At 45.1% G+C, this 17,065-nt stretch carries 17 protein-coding genes; 9 read left to right on the top strand and 8 right to left on the bottom strand.

Annotated features, from left to right (window positions below; genetic code table 11):
• The first annotated feature begins 96 nt into the window (after positions 1 to 96).
• A complete protein-coding gene (gene mrcB, locus AY605_RS11990) occupies positions 97 to 2,487 on the top strand; it encodes a penicillin-binding protein 1B (RefSeq protein WP_064096614.1) in 2,391 nt (796 codons plus the stop codon).
• Positions 2,488 to 2,501: 14 nt separating this feature from the next.
• Positions 2,502 to 3,047, top strand: coding sequence for a tetratricopeptide repeat protein (locus tag AY605_RS11985; RefSeq protein WP_064096613.1), 546 nt, complete (start codon positions 2,502 to 2,504; stop codon positions 3,045 to 3,047).
• A gap of 57 nt (positions 3,048 to 3,104) precedes the next feature.
• Here the strand turns inward: AY605_RS11985 and AY605_RS11980 are convergent, their stop codons facing one another.
• Complete coding sequence (locus AY605_RS11980) at positions 3,105 to 4,004, bottom strand: NUDIX domain-containing protein (protein WP_064096612.1); 900 nt, start codon at positions 4,002 to 4,004, stop codon at positions 3,105 to 3,107.
• A gap of 138 nt (positions 4,005 to 4,142) precedes the next feature.
• Here AY605_RS11980 and hemP point away from each other — a divergent pair, with 138 nt between their 5' ends.
• Entirely contained in the window at positions 4,143 to 4,313 is a 171-nt protein-coding gene (gene hemP, locus AY605_RS11975) for a hemin uptake protein HemP (RefSeq protein WP_004645578.1), read from the top strand.
• Between the two features lie 76 nt (positions 4,314 to 4,389).
• On the opposite strand, the gene AY605_RS11970 is transcribed toward hemP, so the two are convergent.
• From AY605_RS11970 to AY605_RS11955, 4 genes are all read right to left on the bottom strand, one after another.
• Positions 4,390 to 5,721, bottom strand: a complete 1,332-nt coding sequence (locus AY605_RS11970; RefSeq protein WP_064096611.1) for an ATP-binding protein — start codon at positions 5,719 to 5,721, stop codon at positions 4,390 to 4,392.
• Between the two features lie 4 nt (positions 5,722 to 5,725).
• Positions 5,726 to 6,391: a response regulator transcription factor gene (locus AY605_RS11965; protein ID WP_064096610.1), complete on the bottom strand. Its 666-nt coding sequence runs from the start codon at positions 6,389 to 6,391 to the stop codon at positions 5,726 to 5,728.
• A 135-nt stretch (positions 6,392 to 6,526) separates the two neighbouring features.
• On the bottom strand, positions 6,527 to 6,892 hold the full coding sequence (locus AY605_RS11960) for a NirD/YgiW/YdeI family stress tolerance protein (protein ID WP_064096609.1): 366 nt from the start codon (positions 6,890 to 6,892) through the stop codon (positions 6,527 to 6,529).
• 95 nt (positions 6,893 to 6,987) lie between these two features.
• Complete coding sequence (locus tag AY605_RS11955; protein ID WP_064096608.1) at positions 6,988 to 8,745, bottom strand: GspE/PulE family protein; 1,758 nt, start codon at positions 8,743 to 8,745, stop codon at positions 6,988 to 6,990.
• Between the two features lie 211 nt (positions 8,746 to 8,956).
• Between AY605_RS11955 and AY605_RS11950 the strand changes: the two genes are divergently transcribed.
• A complete protein-coding gene (locus AY605_RS11950; RefSeq protein WP_064096607.1) occupies positions 8,957 to 10,210 on the top strand; it encodes an MgtC/SapB family protein in 1,254 nt (417 codons plus the stop codon).
• A 1-nt stretch (position 10,211) separates the two neighbouring features.
• Here the strand turns inward: AY605_RS11950 and tsaA are convergent, their stop codons facing one another.
• A complete protein-coding gene (gene tsaA, locus AY605_RS11945; RefSeq protein WP_064096674.1) occupies positions 10,212 to 10,934 on the bottom strand; it encodes a tRNA (N6-threonylcarbamoyladenosine(37)-N6)-methyltransferase TrmO in 723 nt (240 codons plus the stop codon).
• 105 nt (positions 10,935 to 11,039) lie between these two features.
• Here tsaA and AY605_RS11940 point away from each other — a divergent pair, with 105 nt between their 5' ends.
• Positions 11,040 to 11,819 carry a ferredoxin--NADP reductase gene (locus AY605_RS11940; RefSeq protein ID WP_064096606.1) on the top strand — a complete coding sequence of 260 codons (780 nt, stop codon included), beginning with the start codon at positions 11,040 to 11,042 and terminating at the stop codon, positions 11,817 to 11,819.
• A gap of 50 nt (positions 11,820 to 11,869) precedes the next feature.
• Here the strand turns inward: AY605_RS11940 and AY605_RS11935 are convergent, their stop codons facing one another.
• Positions 11,870 to 12,496, bottom strand: a complete 627-nt coding sequence (locus tag AY605_RS11935) for a cation transporter (protein ID WP_064096605.1) — start codon at positions 12,494 to 12,496, stop codon at positions 11,870 to 11,872.
• 85 nt (positions 12,497 to 12,581) lie between these two features.
• On the opposite strand from AY605_RS11935, the gene AY605_RS11930 reads away from it, so the two are divergent.
• The 3 genes from AY605_RS11930 (at position 12,582) to AY605_RS11920 (ending at position 14,791) form a co-directional block, all read left to right on the top strand.
• Positions 12,582 to 12,992: a Cd(II)/Pb(II)-responsive transcriptional regulator gene (locus AY605_RS11930; protein WP_064096604.1), complete on the top strand. Its 411-nt coding sequence runs from the start codon at positions 12,582 to 12,584 to the stop codon at positions 12,990 to 12,992.
• A 132-nt stretch (positions 12,993 to 13,124) separates the two neighbouring features.
• Positions 13,125 to 14,534 carry a tRNA 5-hydroxyuridine modification protein YegQ gene (gene yegQ, locus AY605_RS11925; protein WP_064096603.1) on the top strand — a complete coding sequence of 470 codons (1,410 nt, stop codon included), beginning with the start codon at positions 13,125 to 13,127 and terminating at the stop codon, positions 14,532 to 14,534.
• 2 nt (positions 14,535 to 14,536) lie between these two features.
• A complete protein-coding gene (locus tag AY605_RS11920) occupies positions 14,537 to 14,791 on the top strand; it encodes a YfhL family 4Fe-4S dicluster ferredoxin (RefSeq protein WP_064096602.1) in 255 nt (84 codons plus the stop codon).
• Positions 14,792 to 15,044: 253 nt separating this feature from the next.
• Here the strand turns inward: AY605_RS11920 and ahpF are convergent, their stop codons facing one another.
• A complete protein-coding gene (gene ahpF, locus AY605_RS11915; RefSeq protein ID WP_064096601.1) occupies positions 15,045 to 16,610 on the bottom strand; it encodes an alkyl hydroperoxide reductase subunit F in 1,566 nt (521 codons plus the stop codon).
• 233 nt (positions 16,611 to 16,843) lie between these two features.
• On the opposite strand from ahpF, the gene AY605_RS11910 reads away from it, so the two are divergent.
• Complete coding sequence (locus tag AY605_RS11910) at positions 16,844 to 17,062, top strand: DUF1653 domain-containing protein (RefSeq protein WP_064096600.1); 219 nt, start codon at positions 16,844 to 16,846, stop codon at positions 17,060 to 17,062.
• Positions 17,063 to 17,065: the final 3 nt, after the last annotated feature.

The raw sequence follows: 17,065 nt of genomic DNA, 5'->3' as shown, positions 1-17,065 counted from the left end.
TAATTTTAATTTTAATCTCAATATTTGATTAAATATTGCAAAATAACGAAAAGCTTCGCATGATTAGCACAATTTCACAGGGTCTTATTATCATTTATGAAATCTGAACGAGGTATGGGGTTAATTGCCTTAATCTTCTCCATTCTAGTCATTTCTGCATTTGTAGCATTTAGCATCTATTTGATTAGATTAGATAATATCGTGCGTGAAAAATTTGAAGGTCAACGCTGGGACATTCCAGCCAAGGTTTTCGCACGCCCGATGGAAGTGTATGTCAATGCCCCCGTCAGTCAGCAGGATTTCCAGCAAGAACTCAAATTATTAGGTTATAAAAATTCAGATAGTTATACCAAATCTGGCAGCTTTGTCAGCACTGGCAATACCCTGTATGTACATACCCGTGGCTTTGATTTTGGTGATCGGGTTGAACCTGAACAGGTATTAAAAGTCAGTTTTAGTGGCGATCAGATTGCTGAAGTAAGTGCGACCAAGCCTTCTTCTAGCGGCATTGCCCGTCTGGAACCTCTATTGATTGGCGGTATTTACCCGCAGCATAATGAAGACCGCGTGCTAATTAAACTTAACCGGGTTCCTAAGCCTTTAATTGACGCCTTAATTGCCACTGAAGACCGTAATTTTTACCATCATTATGGCGTATCTCCTCGCGGGATTGCGCGCGCAGTGGTCAGCAACATTACCGGCGGTAAACGTCAGGGCGGTTCAACTCTGACCCAGCAGCTAGTCAAAAATTTCTATTTAACCCCTGAACGTACTTTAAAGCGTAAGGTTAATGAAGCCTTTATGGCAATGCTGATTGAATTGCATTATGACAAAGATGAAATTCTGGAAGCCTATTTAAACGAAGTGAATCTGGGCCAAAATGGTAACTATTCCATTAATGGTTATGGTCTGGCCTCACAGTTCTATTTTGGCCTGCCGCTACGTGAACTGAATATTTCCCAACAGGCCTTTCTAGTAGGTCTGGTTCAGGGTCCAAGCCTGTATAACCCGTGGCGTAATCCGGAAATTGCCAAAAAACGTCGTGATGTGGTCCTACATAACATGCTGGTCATGGGGTATCTGACAGAGGATCAGTATGAAACAGAAAAAGCCCGCCCTCTTAATGTCATTTCAAAACCGACTTTAGGTCCAGCGCGTTTTCCGGATTTCCTGGATATCGTTCGCCGTCAGTTACGTACCGACTATCAGGAAACCGATTTAACCAATCAGGGTCTGCGAATATTTACCACTTTAGATCCTTTAGCCCAAACCCGAATTCAAGAAAGTTTTAAAGATACCGTGGCACGCTTAAGTAAATCCAATCCAGGACGCCTGAAAGATTTACAGGGTGCGGTATTGGTAGCACATCCGGAAAATGGAGAACTGGTAGCCGCTGTGGGTTCTACCCAAGATTTTACTGGCTTTAACCGTACAGTAGATGCCAAGCGTCAGGTCGGCTCGCTATTGAAACCGGTCATTTTTCTGACTGCACTGGAGTCTAATCGCTACAACTGGGCCAGTCCGATCGAAGACAGTGAAATCAGTATCAAGAGTGACGGAAAAACCTGGACACCCAAAAATTATAGCGGGCGCGGACATGGCATGGTGCCGATGATTCAGGCGCTCTCCCAATCCTATAACCTGTCGACCGTTCGTTTAGGTCAGGAATTTGGCCTGTCGACTTTTATTAATCATCTCAAACAATTTGGCGTGACTTCAAACATACCTTCCTATCCATCTATCTATCTGGGTGCAGTGGATATGTCGCCTATGGAAGTTATGAATATCTATGGGAATTTTGCTACAGGCGGCTTTAGATATCCAGTAAAAGCCATCCGTTCTGTGGTCGATGCCAATGGCCGATCTCTCGATCGTTATAGTCTGAGTGTACAACCAACCATTGATCCGGCTGCCGCTTATGCCCTGAATTATGGCTTGCAGCAGGTTATGGCGAGTGGTACAGGTCGTGCGGCGTATAGCAGCTTGCCACGGAGTCTGAATCTTGCCGGAAAATCCGGTACGACCAATGATAGTCGAGACTCATGGTTTGCTGGATATTCGGGAAATTATATGACTGTGGTCTGGCTGGGGCTGGATAACAATAAAGTCACTGGATTAACCGGTTCTTCAGGTGCTTTGCCGGTTTGGACCAATGTCATGAAACAGTTACGTCAGAAACCGGTGAACCTGCCACAGCCGAATGAAATACAATGGCACTGGCTGGATCGTTATACGGGTTTATTGTCTGCGCAAGGTTGTGAAGGTGCCATGTACATCCCAATTTCGCGGCATGCCCTGCCAAGTCAGGCAACTCCCTGCGGAATCTCGCATTATGCGACTGAGCCTTATGATATTAACTCAGAACCTCCAGCATCTGATGCAGAACAGGATGACATGAATCGCTATATACAAGAAAGTGAAACAGAAATAGAACGTGATCTTGAAAGCGAAACACGTATTATCGCCAGTGGAAGTTATAGCCAATAATTGAGTCCATGTATATGTTTAAAAAAATCCTCCCTGGTTTGCTCATCCTCAGTCTGGTGGGCTGCCAAACCATAGTAGAGCCTGAAAAGCCAGTAAGCCCTGCCAAGCCTGCAACGGAAAAGCCTAAAACACCTACACCAGACGGTGTAGTGATTACGCCTTATGAGCGTCCTGAGATCAAACGTCAGAAGATTGTAATTCCTGAGCAAAAGCAGAAAAGCCAAAAGTTTGATGATGGCCGTAATTTGCCGGCATTCAAGAGTCTGATGCTGCAAACCCAACAGGCATACAGCAAGCAGCAGTACGATCAAGCGGAAGCGTCTGCAACTCAGGCACAGCGACTGGCTCCTCAGGCATCCGAAACGTATTTGTATTTGGGGATGATTGCCAATCGTAAAAATCAGCCAGCACGAGCGGATGCCTTTGCCTTACGCGGCCTGAGTTATGCCCAGTCCAGTGCCATGAAAAAGCAGCTCTGGCAAGTTCGTCTCAAATCTGCACAGCAGCAAAAAAATGCCAAAGCGATTCAGCAAGCCCAGCAGGCATTAAAAAAGCTTTAAAGTCATTTTTTATAGAATCTGACCTACCAAAAGAAAGCTTATGTTCAAATACAGCATTTACACATAACGAATGCCGGCAATGCCATAGGCATGCTGGCATTTTGCATCATGCAGGTCTTCCGTTCTTAATCCACCTAAAGCAAAAACCGGAATCTGTACCTGCTCTGCCATTTGTTTGAATCGCTCCCAGCCTAGCGCAGGAGTGTCCGGATGCGTCTCGGTCGCCAGTACCGGACTGAGGAGCGCAGCTTCACACCCGATCTGTTCTGCATGTATCAAAGCGCTCTGGTCGTGGCAAGCTGCCAAGTAACGATAACCAGTTTTAAGATCACTTAGGTTGAAGTCCATCAGTTGGGTTTGTTTTAGATGAATCGTGCGAATCGTCTGCTGCTGCAATTCATTCAAGTATGACCAAAGCTGCTGATTAACAATTAACTTGGAGAGTTGATCTACCGGACATTGTGCTAATTGCATGATCCGTTCAGACGTTGGGTCTACGCGCCAATACAGCATTTGGTCTGTATCCAGACTTGATAAGATATTCAGATCTTCAGAAATCTTGATCCGCTGCGGCCATTGCAGCTTTTGAATCATAGACTGATTGGCTTTCGGAAAATTCAGCTGTCCAAGTTCTTCCCGACAATACCAGCGCCAAGGCTGTTTAATTTCAGCCAGTTGCGCAGGCTGTAATGAAGCGTGGAAAATATGCAAATTGACGATGATATCTTCATACTCATGGGAGATAAAATCAGAGGCATGCCAGCGTTCAATATCAATACCGACCTCTTCCATCACTTCGCGTCGGCAGGCTTCTACTGGTAATTCACCCTTTTCAACTTTTCCGCCTGGAAATTCATATTTATTGCCCTGATGCTGCCTGGCTTCACGCCAGCCGACTAGAACTTGATTTTGATAAAATAAAAGAGCAATTGCGACATGAATCGTAGCTTTAGTCATGATGTACAGAACCGGTAAAGTTTTACAGATTGTAAGCAAATTAGAGTTTTTTATAAATTGCTCAATATTTCGTTGACAGACCTATTCGATAATGATTATCATTTAAATCAATCCAAAACACACCACGGAGTCGACGGAATGAACGCCCCATTTAGCCTATTTACCCGTAACAATGATACTCATCATGCCTTGCCAATGCTGCACTCCAACAATCTGTTTGCACTGGGTCGTGAAATCCGGATCATGCATGCTGGCGAAGAATATCGTTTGCGTCTGACCCGCAACAACCGTCTCATTCTGACCAAATAATTAAATCAGTTCTAATAATAACAAACGTGGGAAGCAGCAGTATGAATCAGCGCATACTGCTTTTTTATTTTGCCCATCATGAAATTTCACTTTCAGGCTTAAAATTCAATGACACTTTAAGTCCGCCCAAGTCCGATGGCACATAATCAATTTTGGCTGCATGCAGTGCCATAATTTTCTGGCAAATCGATAGGCCTAAACCTGAACCCTGAGTGCGTGTTCCTAATGCCCGATAAAAACGTTCGCCCAAACGTTCCAGTACATCGGCAGCAATTCCCTCTCCTGAGTTTTCGATCAGTAACTGTGGATGCGATGTTTTAACCATTCTAATCTTAACCCGTCCCTGTGACGGCGTATAACGAATGGCATTGTCGACCAGATTGCGAATACAGCTAAACATCAGCTCTGGATTCGCTTCAATAACGACATCTTCAAGGTTGAGATTCCAGTGAATGTCCTTTTCCTGTGCAAAAGGCTGTAAGGCCTGTAAAGCCTCCTGAACCAGATTTTTAAGATTGACCGCCTGCATAGGTAATTGCCCGGTTCGCTCCGGATCAAGTCGCGCCAGTAAAAGTAAGTTTTCCAGCACCTGCGTACCACGGTTGACATCATTCTGGATCAACTGCAATGCTTGAGGCAGCTGAGCATCATCTTGATATTTGCGTTTTAAAACCTGTAGACGCATTTGAATGGCAGACAGTGGCGAACGCAGCTCATGTGAAGCATCTGCAGTAAAACGCTGTTCGGCAGCCAATGATTTCTCCAGCCGGCCGAGCATAGCATTTAGCTGGCGTACAATCGGTTGCAGCTCAGTGATTTCAGGATCAGGCATTTTGATCGGACTGAGATCCTGGGCAGTTTTAGAACCAATGGCACGCGAAATCTTGTTTAATGGCCGCAACTGGCGTTTGACCGAGACCCTTAGAATCAGCCATTGCATGAGCCATAAAATAAATAAAATCCCGGCAAAACCGAGTGTGGTTTGCCAAAGCTCATTGAAGCGTACTGCAAGCGGCTGTACGATTTTTACCTGTAAACCGTCCTCTTCTTCATTCAGGATACGGATAAAACGGCCATTTTCATAAGCAAACTGAAAGCCATTCTTATGTGTCACGGGAATGGCATTAACTAGCTCATGATTAACAGAAGTAGTCAGTACCTGCTGATCAAGTAACAGAATATATTGGATATCAAACTCTTCGCTGAGCTCATCAACCTGGGTGTCTTTGGCTTGGGTGACATCACCGAGTAACAGCTCAGAAATCTGTTCCATTAATTCATCATGCAACTGATTGGCCTGATAACTGGCAATCCCCAATAACAACAGCCAGGCCAATACTCCAGCCAATATGGAACTGAACAGCGCATGTTTAATTAACCTAGTTTGCAAGGAAATTGGAGCCGACATGAGCTTAGGCCTCAGCTTTATGCATGCGATAGCCCAGACCGCGAATGGTTTTTATCATCTGACTGCCAATTTTTTTACGTAGCTGATAGATAAACACTTCAATGGCATTACTTTCAATTTCATCTCCCCAGGCATACAGCGATTCTTCCAGCTGCTCACGGGTGACAATATGTTCAGGCTGCTGCATCAACTTGTATAGAATCTGAAATTCCTTCGCAGTCAGATTGATCGCTTGTCCCGCTTTGGTCAGGGTTTTGGCCTGAGTGTCCAGACTGAGATCCTGCCAGTGCAGAATATGATTCGGTGTTTGCTGTTTCAGTCTGAGCTGGGCTCGTACCCGTGCGGAAAGCTCTTCCAGGCTAAAAGGCTTGACCAGATAATCATTGGCCCCCAAATCAAGGCCTTGAACCCGGTCATTGATACTGTCTTTGGCAGTGATAAAAATTACCGGGGTATCTCGCTGTTGGCTACGCAAACTTTTTAGAATATCGTCACCTGTTGCATTCGGCAGACCACGGTCCAGCAAAATACAATCGTACTGATGCTGCTCAATCGCCAGAATAGCATGATCACCACGCTCAACCCGATCAACTACATAACCATCCATTTCCAGCCAGGTCTGGATACTTTCTGCCTGAGACTGATCATCCTCTGCCAAAAGAATACGCATGCTGTGCTCCCTCTGCTTATTTATTCTATCTTGCCCTGAAAAAGCACCAGACTCAAAAAAGCCACATGCTTTTTGGTAACTTGCATGTGGCTTTTTGTTGCTGTATTCAGATTAATTTTGGTAACTTAGTCGAGATTAAAAGCGAACCTGTTCAACATCAATTTCAACACGTTTTGCCGGTTTATAGTCAATATCAATTTCACCTGTAATCACTACCGGGGTTTTGGCTGAAATCGGTTTACCTTGCCAAAGTTCATCATCAATTTCAACAGTTATAGTACCTGTGCTGTCACGGAACTGGTATTTTTCATCCCCGACTGCTTTTACGATATAACCTTTGAGCTGGACTTTGCTGTCATCTTTCATCGCAAGTGCCTGTTTGACCGTAGTCGATTTGGCAAAAGCGGCCTGATTCACAACTGTTTCGCTACTTGCTACTGCAGCAGTTGCAATAGAACCCATCAATGCAGCTGCCAAAACTGTATTTATCATCATTTTCATCGCAATCACCTCTTTTAAAGTTCTGCCCTTGTTTCGATGATGCTATTAAAACAGCCAAAGATGAATTGAATCTTAAGATTGCCTCATTTTTAAAATTAATTTAAGGGTACCACTCTCAGGACTTCTTCAAGCGTAGTGACACCTTCCAGAATCTTGCGCGCGCCGGCAATTCTGAGCGGCTCTACCCCTTCTTTTTTGGCCTGCTGACGCAGCTCGTTCAGGTTAGCATTGGCACCAATCAACTGTTTGGTGGTCAGACTCAGCGGCATAAACTCATAAATCCCGATACGGCCTTTATAGCCGGTATGCCGGCATTCTTCACAGCCTACCGCCTTAAAGACAAATTCTGGCCGAGGTAAAGGATAATCCGTGGCTAGATGTTGCCACTCCTGCTCGTTCAGGAAACTTTCCTGTTTGCAGTGTGGACACAGCTGACGTACCAGACGCTGGGCCAAAACCCCGAGTATAGTCGCGGCCGTCAGAAAAGGTTGCACCCCCAGATCATGCAGACGGGTCAGACTCGACGGTGCATCATTGGTATGTAAAGTCGATAGAACCAGGTGACCGGTCAATGCCGCCTGAATCGCCATATTGGCAGTATCCTGATCACGGATCTCCCCGACCATGATAATGTCCGGATCTTGACGCATCAGCGCACGCACGCCATCAGCAAAACCGAGATCAATACCATTATTGACCTGCATCTGGTTAAAGCTGGGTTCCAGCATCTCGATCGGATCTTCAATGGTACAAACGTTAACCTGTTCCGTCGCCAGCTGCTTCAGGGTTGAATAAAGCGTAGTAGTTTTACCGGAACCGGTCGGGCCCGTTACCAGAATAATGCCATGACTGTGGCTGGTCAGATTGTTCCAGTCGTTGAGCAGATGACCTTCAAAACCGAGTTGCTGAAAGCTTCTGACCAGTACTTCCGGATCGAAAATACGCATTACCAGTTTTTCACCAAAGGCCGTCGGCAAGGTCGATAAACGTAGTTCAGTTTCCTGTCCTTTCGGCGTGCGTGTTTTTAGTCGGCCATCCTGCGGTTTACGTTTTTCTGCCACATTCATCCGGCCCAGAATCTTGATCCGGGAAATGACCGCGGTCAGGGTATTGGCCGGCATGTTGTAAATCGTATGCAGTACGCCATCAATCCGGAAACGGATCTTGCCCGTATCTTTACGCGGTTCCATGTGAATATCACTGGCGCCCTGCTCAAAGGCAAATTGCAGCACCCAGTCCACCAGTTTGACAATATGCTGGTCATTGGCGTCCGGATTCTGGGAATCGCCCAGTTGCAGCAAGGCTTCGACGCCCTTATTTTCCCGGTCATAGGCAGAGGATTTCTGCGATCCACTGACCGCACGGCTGACCTGATAATACTCAACCATATAACGCTGGAGCTGTTCCGGATTAAGCAGTACCCGTTCAATTTTCTTCGGTGCAATATTCTGCTGAAGATTCGACATCCATTCAGTTTTATAAGGCTGATCTGTAGCGATCAGAACTTTGTCTGCCTGAATTTCTACTGCCAGAATACGGTTACGTAATGCATATTCCTGTGACATGACATTGGTCAATGCCTGCACATCAGCTTTGAGTGGATCAATGATATAGAACATCAAGCCGGTTTTTTCTGCCAGCCATTGACATAAACGGTTCAGGGTGAGTGTCGTTTGAGGATGGGATTGATCGACCAGATGAAAATTGGCGATCCACTGCAAAGGATGCCATTTTAATTGTTCACGTTGCCGATGCGTCGTCTGTACCAGCATTCGGTCGCGTTCACTGATTTTACCGTCTTTAAAAAGTTGCTCTAAACACCAGGCTGTATCAATTTCAAAGTCAAATTTCATTATTATCAGTCCCCAAACTTGACTCCACTATAACAACTTTTTGCAGTTTTTCGCAGGCTCTATCTACACTGGCCGATCCACTATGTTCCTATTTCTTCATGCAATGCCAAAACCATCACATTGTTTCGGAACATAACCATTTCCTGCTTGTTTAAGCTGGAGTTTATCTTCTATATTTTAACCAGTCCGTCTTAAATCGCTGAGGCCGAATATGGATTTTAGCGCAGTGCCCCTTAATAGCATCAGCTCTTTCCAGGACCTTATAACCATCCTGGCTGCCGCACTTGGCTGTGGCCTGCTTATAGGCCTGGAACGAGAACGTCATAAACAGCGCGAAAGCCACCCCAGTTTTGCAGGATTACGCTCCTTTGCGCTCAGTGCTCTGCTGGGCGCACTCTGTTTTTTATTCGGCATGGTCATCGGGCTGGCTGGTGCGCTTATTATTGGAGGGATAGTCATTTTTTCCCTTCGTAATCAGCCTGAAGACCCGGGCATTACTACAGAACTCGCCTTCCTCATGACTTATTTTATAGGGGCAATGTGTCTTTGGAATATTCCGCTGTCTGCGGGACTGGCCGTCTTGTTAACCATTATTTTGATGGCCAAGCACTCCATGCATGATTTCGCGGGAAAATGGATTAAAGAGGCTGAATTCAGGGATGGACTGTTACTACTTGCACTTATACTGATCGGTTTGCCGCTTACCCCTGACCGTCCATTATGGGGAGAAGTTCTTAACCCCTATGTTATCTTGAAATTACTGACCCTGATTTTAGTCGTGCAAGCTTTAGCCCATATTGCGAAACGTTTTTTATCCACTAAAAATGCCCTGATGCTCTCTTCACTGGCCTCAGGCTTTGTTTCCAGTACTGCGACCATTGCCCAATTAGGCCTGCAGGTACGCAAAGGTGAAATGGATGCGCAGCCAAATGCCGGGGCTGCACTGATGTCATGTGTCTCTACCCTGGTCTTGCTGCTTATTGTCGTTGGAGGTGTGTCTTGGGCCTGGCTTAAACTCTTGCTCCTTCCTTCCGTTGTGGGCATGGTTATTCTGGTCGCCTGCGCATTTCTATTATTGCGCAAGGCCAAACCGGTCCAAGAGCTCGAATCTGCGGACAGCCCGATGTTCAGCCTAAAAGAAGCTGTCATTATTGCAGTGACTTTAACCCTGATTCAGGCCGGAATTTATGCGCTGGAATTGTGGCTTGGCAATGCCGGCTTATTGGCCGGCACCTTGCTTGCTTCATTATTTGAGGTTCATGCCGCAATGGCAGGTGTGGTGATTCAGGGAGATCCTTCCAACACCCATCTTATTTATGCCCTATTATTAGGTCTGGGTGCCCATGCAGTGGCCAAATCAGTAAATGCTGCCCTGACTGGTGGATTTAAATTTGCCCTGTATTTTGCCCCAGTCCAGCTTATTCAAATGGCAGTATTGATTGGACTAGTGTGGTGGAGTCTATAAATCAGGAGGGAGCGTGATGAATAGCAGTAATTATCACTTGCTGAGTATGAACTTTGAAATGGGTATCTACCGTAGCAAACTTCATCCCATAAATCCGTTCCTTATCATCCTGATAGGCTGGCCTTGGATCTAGAGATAAAACCGCTTCCAGCTCCTGAATACCCTGTGGTGAGATTTTCCCGCATTTCAGTAAATGCAGTTTTTGCTGCTCCGCCTCTTCACTCCAGATGACGGCTTTACGCTCAGGCTCATCCTGCGCATAACCACTTTGCGCTTCAACAATCGCATCCGAATATTGAATATAAGGTTTGATATCTACAATGGGTGTGCCATCGAGTAAGTCACTCCCTGTGACATATACCCGGACATGCTTGCCCACCTTACTAACTTCTTTGAGTTTAACGACTGAAAGGCCAATTGGTGAGGGACGATACATACTGCGCGTAGCAAATACGCCTATTTTCTTGTTGCCGCCCAAACGTGGCGGACGAACCTGTGGACGAAACTGGCTGCTCTCGTGTTGGTTTTTATTGTCATGAAATTGCCAGACTAACCAGAGATGGCTGAATTCTTCAATTCCCTCAAAGGCGAGCAGATCATTATAGGGTCCGGCCATTTCAATATAACTTTCGACCTGAACCAGATTGGGCTGGCGCGGGATACCAAATTTTTCTTTGTAGGGAGAACGCATATAGCCAATAATCGGTAGCGTCAGTTCAGTCATCATCACTTTTTTTGATAAGCTCAATTAAATATATTCAGTTTATCGAGAATGAATTTAGATTAGAATAGCAAGCTGTTCTAATTTGATAACTTATTGAGACCTTTAATGGCTGCTTTTAACGTCGAAAAGATTACTCACGTCCACCACTGGAATGATACTTTATTCTCTTTTAAAACGACTCGTGATCCTGCTTTGCGTTTTAAAAACGGTCAGTTTGTAATGATCGGCCTTGAAGTCAATGGCAAGCCGTTAATGCGCGCATACTCAATTGCAAGCGCCAACTACGAAGAAGAGTTAGAGTTTTTCTCAATTAAAGTGCCTGATGGTCCACTGACTTCGATTTTACAGAAAGTTAAAGTCGGCGATGAGATTTTGATTTCCAAAAAACCGACAGGCACATTGGTACTGGATGACCTGAATCCAGGCAAAAACCTGTATCTTCTTTCTTCAGGTACAGGACTTGCGCCATTTTTGTCCACTATTCGCGATCCTGAAACTTACGAACGTTTTGAAAAAATTATCGTGGTTCACGGTACGCGTTTTATTTCAGAACTGGCTTATCAAGATTTAATCCTGAATGAAGTGCCAAATCATGAGTTCTTCTCGGAACTTGGCGCAAAAGAAAAACTGATCTATTACCCAACCGTAACTCGTGAAGAATATCCAAATCAAGGTCGGGTCACGACTGCGATTGAAACCGGTGAACTGTTTGAAAAAATCGGTCTGCCACGTTTCAATCCGGAAACTGACCGTGCCATGTTATGTGGTAGCCCAGCCTTCCTTGACGATGTTGCTGCACTTCTTGATCAACATGGCCTGAAAGAATCTCCACGTATGGGCGTTCTAGGCGACTACGTGATTGAACGTGCGTTCGTTGAAAAATAAGATTCAATGTCATTAAAAAACCGGGCATTAAAGTCCGGTTTTTTATTGTCTTAAATTTGAACCTGCTTCGAAGATGTTCGCTCTATGAATGCCTGCTTAACCACTTGGTATCCGGCCGTCAACCCCAAGCCTGCCATAATTATCGCCACAATAATATCTGGCAACATACTACCCGTCCCAAACACCCCGACAGCCGCCAAAATCACGGCAGCATTTCCGATCGCATCATTTCGGCTACAGAGCCAGACCGATTTCATATTGGCATCCCCATCTCGAAAAGCATATAAAATTACTGCTGTAATCACGTTAGCAATTAAGGCCAGCACACCAATAACTCCCATAGTCAGCGCTTCAGGCGGTATACCTTGTATAAAAGCGTAGATGACTTTTCCGATCACCACCAAGCCAAATACAGCCATGGTCAATCCTTTAATCAGGGCAACTGTTGCGCGCCAATACAGGCTTGCCCCTAATACAGCCAGTGAAATCCCATAATTTACTGCATCTCCAAAAAAATCTAGCGCATCTGCCCATAATGCGGATGAATGCGCATAAGCACCACCCACTAGTTCTACAATGAACAAGGTCAAATTAATGAATAATGCAATCCATAAGGCGGTTCTGAATTTGCTATTGGGCGTGGATGGTGCAGGTTCATGACTACAACTACAAGCCATATGATTCTCCGAGGATTTTCTATATAAAATACGCTATAGTCATTAGAAACTATGGAGTAACTCCAAGGTCAAGCCTGAGGTGTTTATGTCACATTATCTCATTTCAGAAATCGCGACTAAGACCGGTTTAAGTACCGACAGCATTCGCTTTTACGAGAAAAAAGGTTTGATACAGCCGAATTTTCGAGCAAGTAATCAGTATCGTTATTATGCTGAAGAAGCCTTGAAACGTTTAATTTTTATCAAACGTTGCCGTACCCTAGGCATGTCTTTAAAAGAAATCGAACATCTGATTAAACTGGAGCAGAACCCTGAACAGGACTGCTGTGAAGTCAATCAGATGATTGATCGGCATCTTCTGGAAATTTCAAATAAAATTAAAGAATTACAAATATTTGAGCAACAGCTGATGCTGCTTCGTGACAGCTGCAATACGCCCACCACAATCGATCATTGCCAGATTTTAAAAACTTTAGAATCGCTTGAAAATACATAAAACTTTCTGGAATTCTTAACTTTATGAGTGCTTCATTTTTAACTTGAAATTTAGTTGAATTACTCCAATTCCGAGTTATTTACTAGGTTGAATCCTGATTTTAGATGGTTAGAATAAAGCCGTACTTTTTTTATGTCTTTCAATTTGATCATGAGCATTTCTCACGTTACCGAACTTCTCTCACCTGCAGGCTCATTAAAAAATATGCGCTATGCCTTTGCTTATGGTGCAGACGCAGTCTATGCAGGCCAGCCGCGTTATAGCCTGCGGGTTCGTAATAATGAATTTGACCATGAAAATCTCGCGATTGGTATTAAAGAAGCCCATGAATTAGGCAAAAAATTCTACGTGGTCGTCAATATTCAGCCACATAACTCCAAGCTGAAAAATTTCATTCGTGACTTAGCTCCTGTGGTTGACATGCAGCCGGATGCACTGATCATGTCCGATCCCGGTCTGATTATGCTGGTCCGTGAACATTTCCCGCATATGGATATTCACCTGTCGGTACAGGCCAATGCCGTGAACTGGGCAACCGTCAAATTCTGGAAGAACATGGGATTGACCCGTGTCATTCTGTCACGTGAACTGTCGATTGAAGAAATTGCAGAAATCAAACAGCAAGTGCCGGATATGGAGATTGAAGTCTTTGTTCATGGCGCACTGTGCATGGCCTATTCTGGCCGTTGCATGCTGTCTGGCTATATGAACAAACGTGATGCCAATCAGGGTGCCTGCACCAATGCCTGCCGTTGGGAATATAAAGTGCTGGATGCCAAGGAAGATGAAACCGGTGATGTGATTCCAGTGAAAAATCTGGATTCAGGCTGCTGCTCCAAAGATGCCGACGAAGCACATATGCAGGCACAACACCAATTCAACGAGCCAGTGCTGTTACAGCGCAATGAAGAAGACATGTTTGCCGCAGAAGAAGATGAACACGGCACTTATTTCATGAATTCCAAAGATCTGCGCGCGGTTCAGCATGTCGAACGTCTTACCAAAATTGGTGTACATTCCTTAAAAATTGAAGGCCGGACCAAGTCCTATTTCTACTGTGCGCGTACTGCCCAGATTTATCGTAAAGCAATTGATGATGCCCTTGCTGGTAAGCCGTTTGATCCATCCTTGATGACCCAGCTTGAAGGTCTGGCGAATCGTGGTTATACCGAAGGTTTCCTGCGCCGTCATGTGCATAGCGAATATCAAAACTATGAGAATGGTTCATCCAGTTTCGATCATCAGCAGTTCTGTGGTGAAGTGTTAGAACGTAATGGAGACTACATCAAGATTGATGTGAAAAACCGTTTTGTCCTCGGTGATTCACTGGAACTGATGACGACTAGAGGCAATATCACCTTTACTTTAACGGAAATGAAAGACAAAAAAGGTAATCTGATTGAAGATGCCAAAGGCTCAGGTCATATCGTCGAGATTCCGGCCCCAGCAGATGTAGATATGCAATATGCCCTGCTCATCCGTAATCTGCCAAGTTCGAGTGCGGATATTTCGGCATCTTCACTGGCTTATCAGGCGGGTTAAATATGGCACTGCTGATTACCGACAAATGCATCAATTGCGATATGTGTTTACCGGAATGCCCGAATGAAGCGATTTACGAGGGTGAAAAGTTCTATGAAATTGACGTAAAACGTTGTACGGAATGCGTCGGTTTTTATGAACATCAGACCTGTGTAGATGTCTGCCCGATTGAATGCATTATTCCTCATCCGGAGCATCGTGAAACACAGGAACAATTACTGGAGAAGTTTAAGAGCTTGAAGCTGTTTGAAGCTTAAACAAAAAGTAAAACAATTGATTTATTCGTGATTCTAAAAACAACCTTGGGGAAAGCAGAAAAATAAGGGTTGAAAACAAAAAAAGTGTGGAGAAAAGGAACGGCTAAAAGCGATTGGGGACGCTTTTGGCTGATCTAACAAGAAGTAAAAAAAGGAACTCTGGTGTTAGCATCCTGAGTTCCTATAAAGCGAAAATAATAATAACTCTTTGAGATAAAGCACCTGGAATTTGGGGATTCCAGGTGCTCTTTTTTTACTGTCCTGAACGGATGATGTAATCAAATGCAGACAGCGAGGCTTTCGCACCTTCACCAGTCGCAATGATGATCTGCTTGTATGGCACGGTGGTACAGTCACCTGCAGCAAATACACCTTTCACATTGGTTTCGTTGCGCTCGTTAATCACAATCTCGCCACGACTAGTCAGCTCAACCGGAGTCTCTTTCAGGAAGTCGGTGTTAGGCAACAGGCCGATCTGCACGAAGATTCCTGCAAGCTCTACCGTATGCTCTTCATCAGTCGCACGGTCTTTGTATTTCAGACCAGTCACCTGTGAACCGTCACCCAGCACTTCAGTCGACAGGGCATTCTTGATAACTGTGGTATTCGGCAAGCTGTTCAGCTTGTCCTGCAGTACCTGATCGGCACGCAGCTTGGTATCAAATTCCACCAGCGTTACATGTTCTACAATACCGGCCAGGTCGATCGCAGCTTCGACACCCGAGTTACCGCCACCGATGACCGCAACACGTTTACCCTTGAACAGAGGACCATCACAGTGCGGACAGTAGGCTACACCACGGGTTTTATATTCCTGCTCACCCGGAACGTTCATCTCTCTCCAGCGTGCACCGGTCGACAGAATCACGGTTTTCGATTCAAGTTTGGCACCGTTTTCAAGGGTGACTTCTACCAGGCCATTGGCAGTTTCATCTGCACCTTTGATATTGGATACCCGTTGCAGGTTCATGATGTCGACCCCGTATTCACGTACGTGTGCTTCCATTTCCGCTGCAAACTTCGGACCTTGGGTCTTCTGGATAGAGGTGTAGTTTTCAATATCCATGGTGTCCATGACCTGACCACCCATTCGTTCAGCCACGATCCCGGTTTTAATACCTTTACGTGCCGCATAGATCGCAGCGGTATTGCCTGCAGGTCCGCCACCGACGATCAGTACATCAAAGGCGTCTTTGGCATTCAGCTTTTCAGCATCTCTGGCAGCCGCATTGCTATCCAGTTTGACAATGATTTCTTCCAGTGTCATACGACCCTGACCGATGTGCTGGTTATCCTGGAACACCATCGGAACAGCCATGATCTTGCGTTCTTCGACTTCATCCTGGAAGAAGGCACCATCAATCATGGTGGCTGTGGTACCCGGGTTGTAGATCGCAATCAGGTTCAGTGCCTGAACCACATCCGGACAGTTATGGCAGCTTAAGGATACGAACACTTCAAAGTCGGATTGAATGCCCAGGCCTTTAATAGACTCCAGCACTTCATCAGAGACTTTGGGTGCGTAACCGGAAGTTTGCAGCAATGCCAGAATCAGGGAAGTAAACTCATGGCCCATCGGCAAGCCTGCAAAGAACACGCGTGGCTGTTCACCGGCTTTGGCAATACCGAAACTTGGCACACGTTTGTTGCTGCCGTCAAAGCGGGCAGTCACCTGATCAGAAAGTGCTGCAATCTCTTCGACCAGTTCCTTGATCTTGTCTGACTTGTCAGAGCCATCCAGAGTAGCCACCAGTTCAATCGGGCCTTCAAGGCGCTCAAGTAAGGTTTTAAGTTGGGCAGAAGTATTTTGGTCTAACATTGCTAACGCCTCCAGAGGAGTAAATGTTTATTTGATACAGCCATGATAGGACAATCGATTGAATAGGTAAAACAGGTTGTTTTTATATAATCAATCGATTTTTTGGATAGCTTAAGAAATTCACTATCAATTTCAATTTCCTATATATGGATTAAATGGGAATTTTCAAGTAGTTTGCCGTCATGTTTGCTATTTTAGGTTAATATTTAGAATGTATTGAGGAGGGTTTAGTGATGGAATTACAACGTGGTATTTATCAGCATTACAAGGGCCAGCTTTATCAGGTGTTTCATGTGGCGACCCATAGTGAAACTAAAGAAAAACTGGTGGTATATCAATGTCTCTATGGGGATTATTCGATTTGGGTACGCCCTTTAACCATGTTCACTGAAACCATTACCACGAACGATGACCGGGAGGTGGAACGTTTTAAATTGATTCAGGCACTTTAAGCT

Source organism: Acinetobacter sp. SFD (assembly GCF_001647575.1).
Lineage (GTDB): Bacteria > Pseudomonadota > Gammaproteobacteria > Pseudomonadales > Moraxellaceae > Acinetobacter > Acinetobacter pecorum.
Note: the sequence above shows the minus strand (reverse complement) of the source record. Positions and strands in the feature narration are given on the sequence as shown.

Bases quoted from the DNA above. Each gene is read 5' to 3' on its own strand.
- yegQ (WP_064096603.1), top strand. From the start codon at position 13,125: ATGTCTTTCAATTTGATCATGAGCATTTCTCACGTTACCGAACTTCTC.
- AY605_RS11955 (WP_064096608.1), bottom strand. From the start codon at position 8,745: ATGAAATTTGACTTTGAAATTGATACAGCCTGGTGTTTAGAGCAACTT.
- AY605_RS11970 (WP_064096611.1), bottom strand. From the start codon at position 5,721: ATGTCGGCTCCAATTTCCTTGCAAACTAGGTTAATTAAACATGCGCTG.
- AY605_RS11910 (WP_064096600.1), top strand. From the start codon at position 16,844: ATGGAATTACAACGTGGTATTTATCAGCATTACAAGGGCCAGCTTTAT.
- tsaA (WP_064096674.1), bottom strand. From the start codon at position 10,934: ATGACTGAACTGACGCTACCGATTATTGGCTATATGCGTTCTCCCTAC.
- AY605_RS11980 (WP_064096612.1), bottom strand. From the start codon at position 4,004: ATGACTAAAGCTACGATTCATGTCGCAATTGCTCTTTTATTTTATCAA.
- AY605_RS11930 (WP_064096604.1), top strand. From the start codon at position 12,582: ATGTCACATTATCTCATTTCAGAAATCGCGACTAAGACCGGTTTAAGT.
- AY605_RS11965 (WP_064096610.1), bottom strand. From the start codon at position 6,391: ATGCGTATTCTTTTGGCAGAGGATGATCAGTCTCAGGCAGAAAGTATC.
- AY605_RS11985 (WP_064096613.1), top strand. From the start codon at position 2,502: ATGTTTAAAAAAATCCTCCCTGGTTTGCTCATCCTCAGTCTGGTGGGC.
- mrcB (WP_064096614.1), top strand. From the start codon at position 97: ATGAAATCTGAACGAGGTATGGGGTTAATTGCCTTAATCTTCTCCATT.
- AY605_RS11950 (WP_064096607.1), top strand. From the start codon at position 8,957: ATGGATTTTAGCGCAGTGCCCCTTAATAGCATCAGCTCTTTCCAGGAC.
- AY605_RS11960 (WP_064096609.1), bottom strand. From the start codon at position 6,892: ATGAAAATGATGATAAATACAGTTTTGGCAGCTGCATTGATGGGTTCT.
- AY605_RS11935 (WP_064096605.1), bottom strand. From the start codon at position 12,496: ATGGCTTGTAGTTGTAGTCATGAACCTGCACCATCCACGCCCAATAGC.
- ahpF (WP_064096601.1), bottom strand. From the start codon at position 16,610: ATGTTAGACCAAAATACTTCTGCCCAACTTAAAACCTTACTTGAGCGC.
- AY605_RS11920 (WP_064096602.1), top strand. From the start codon at position 14,537: ATGGCACTGCTGATTACCGACAAATGCATCAATTGCGATATGTGTTTA.
- AY605_RS11940 (WP_064096606.1), top strand. From the start codon at position 11,040: ATGGCTGCTTTTAACGTCGAAAAGATTACTCACGTCCACCACTGGAAT.
- hemP (WP_004645578.1), top strand. From the start codon at position 4,143: ATGAACGCCCCATTTAGCCTATTTACCCGTAACAATGATACTCATCAT.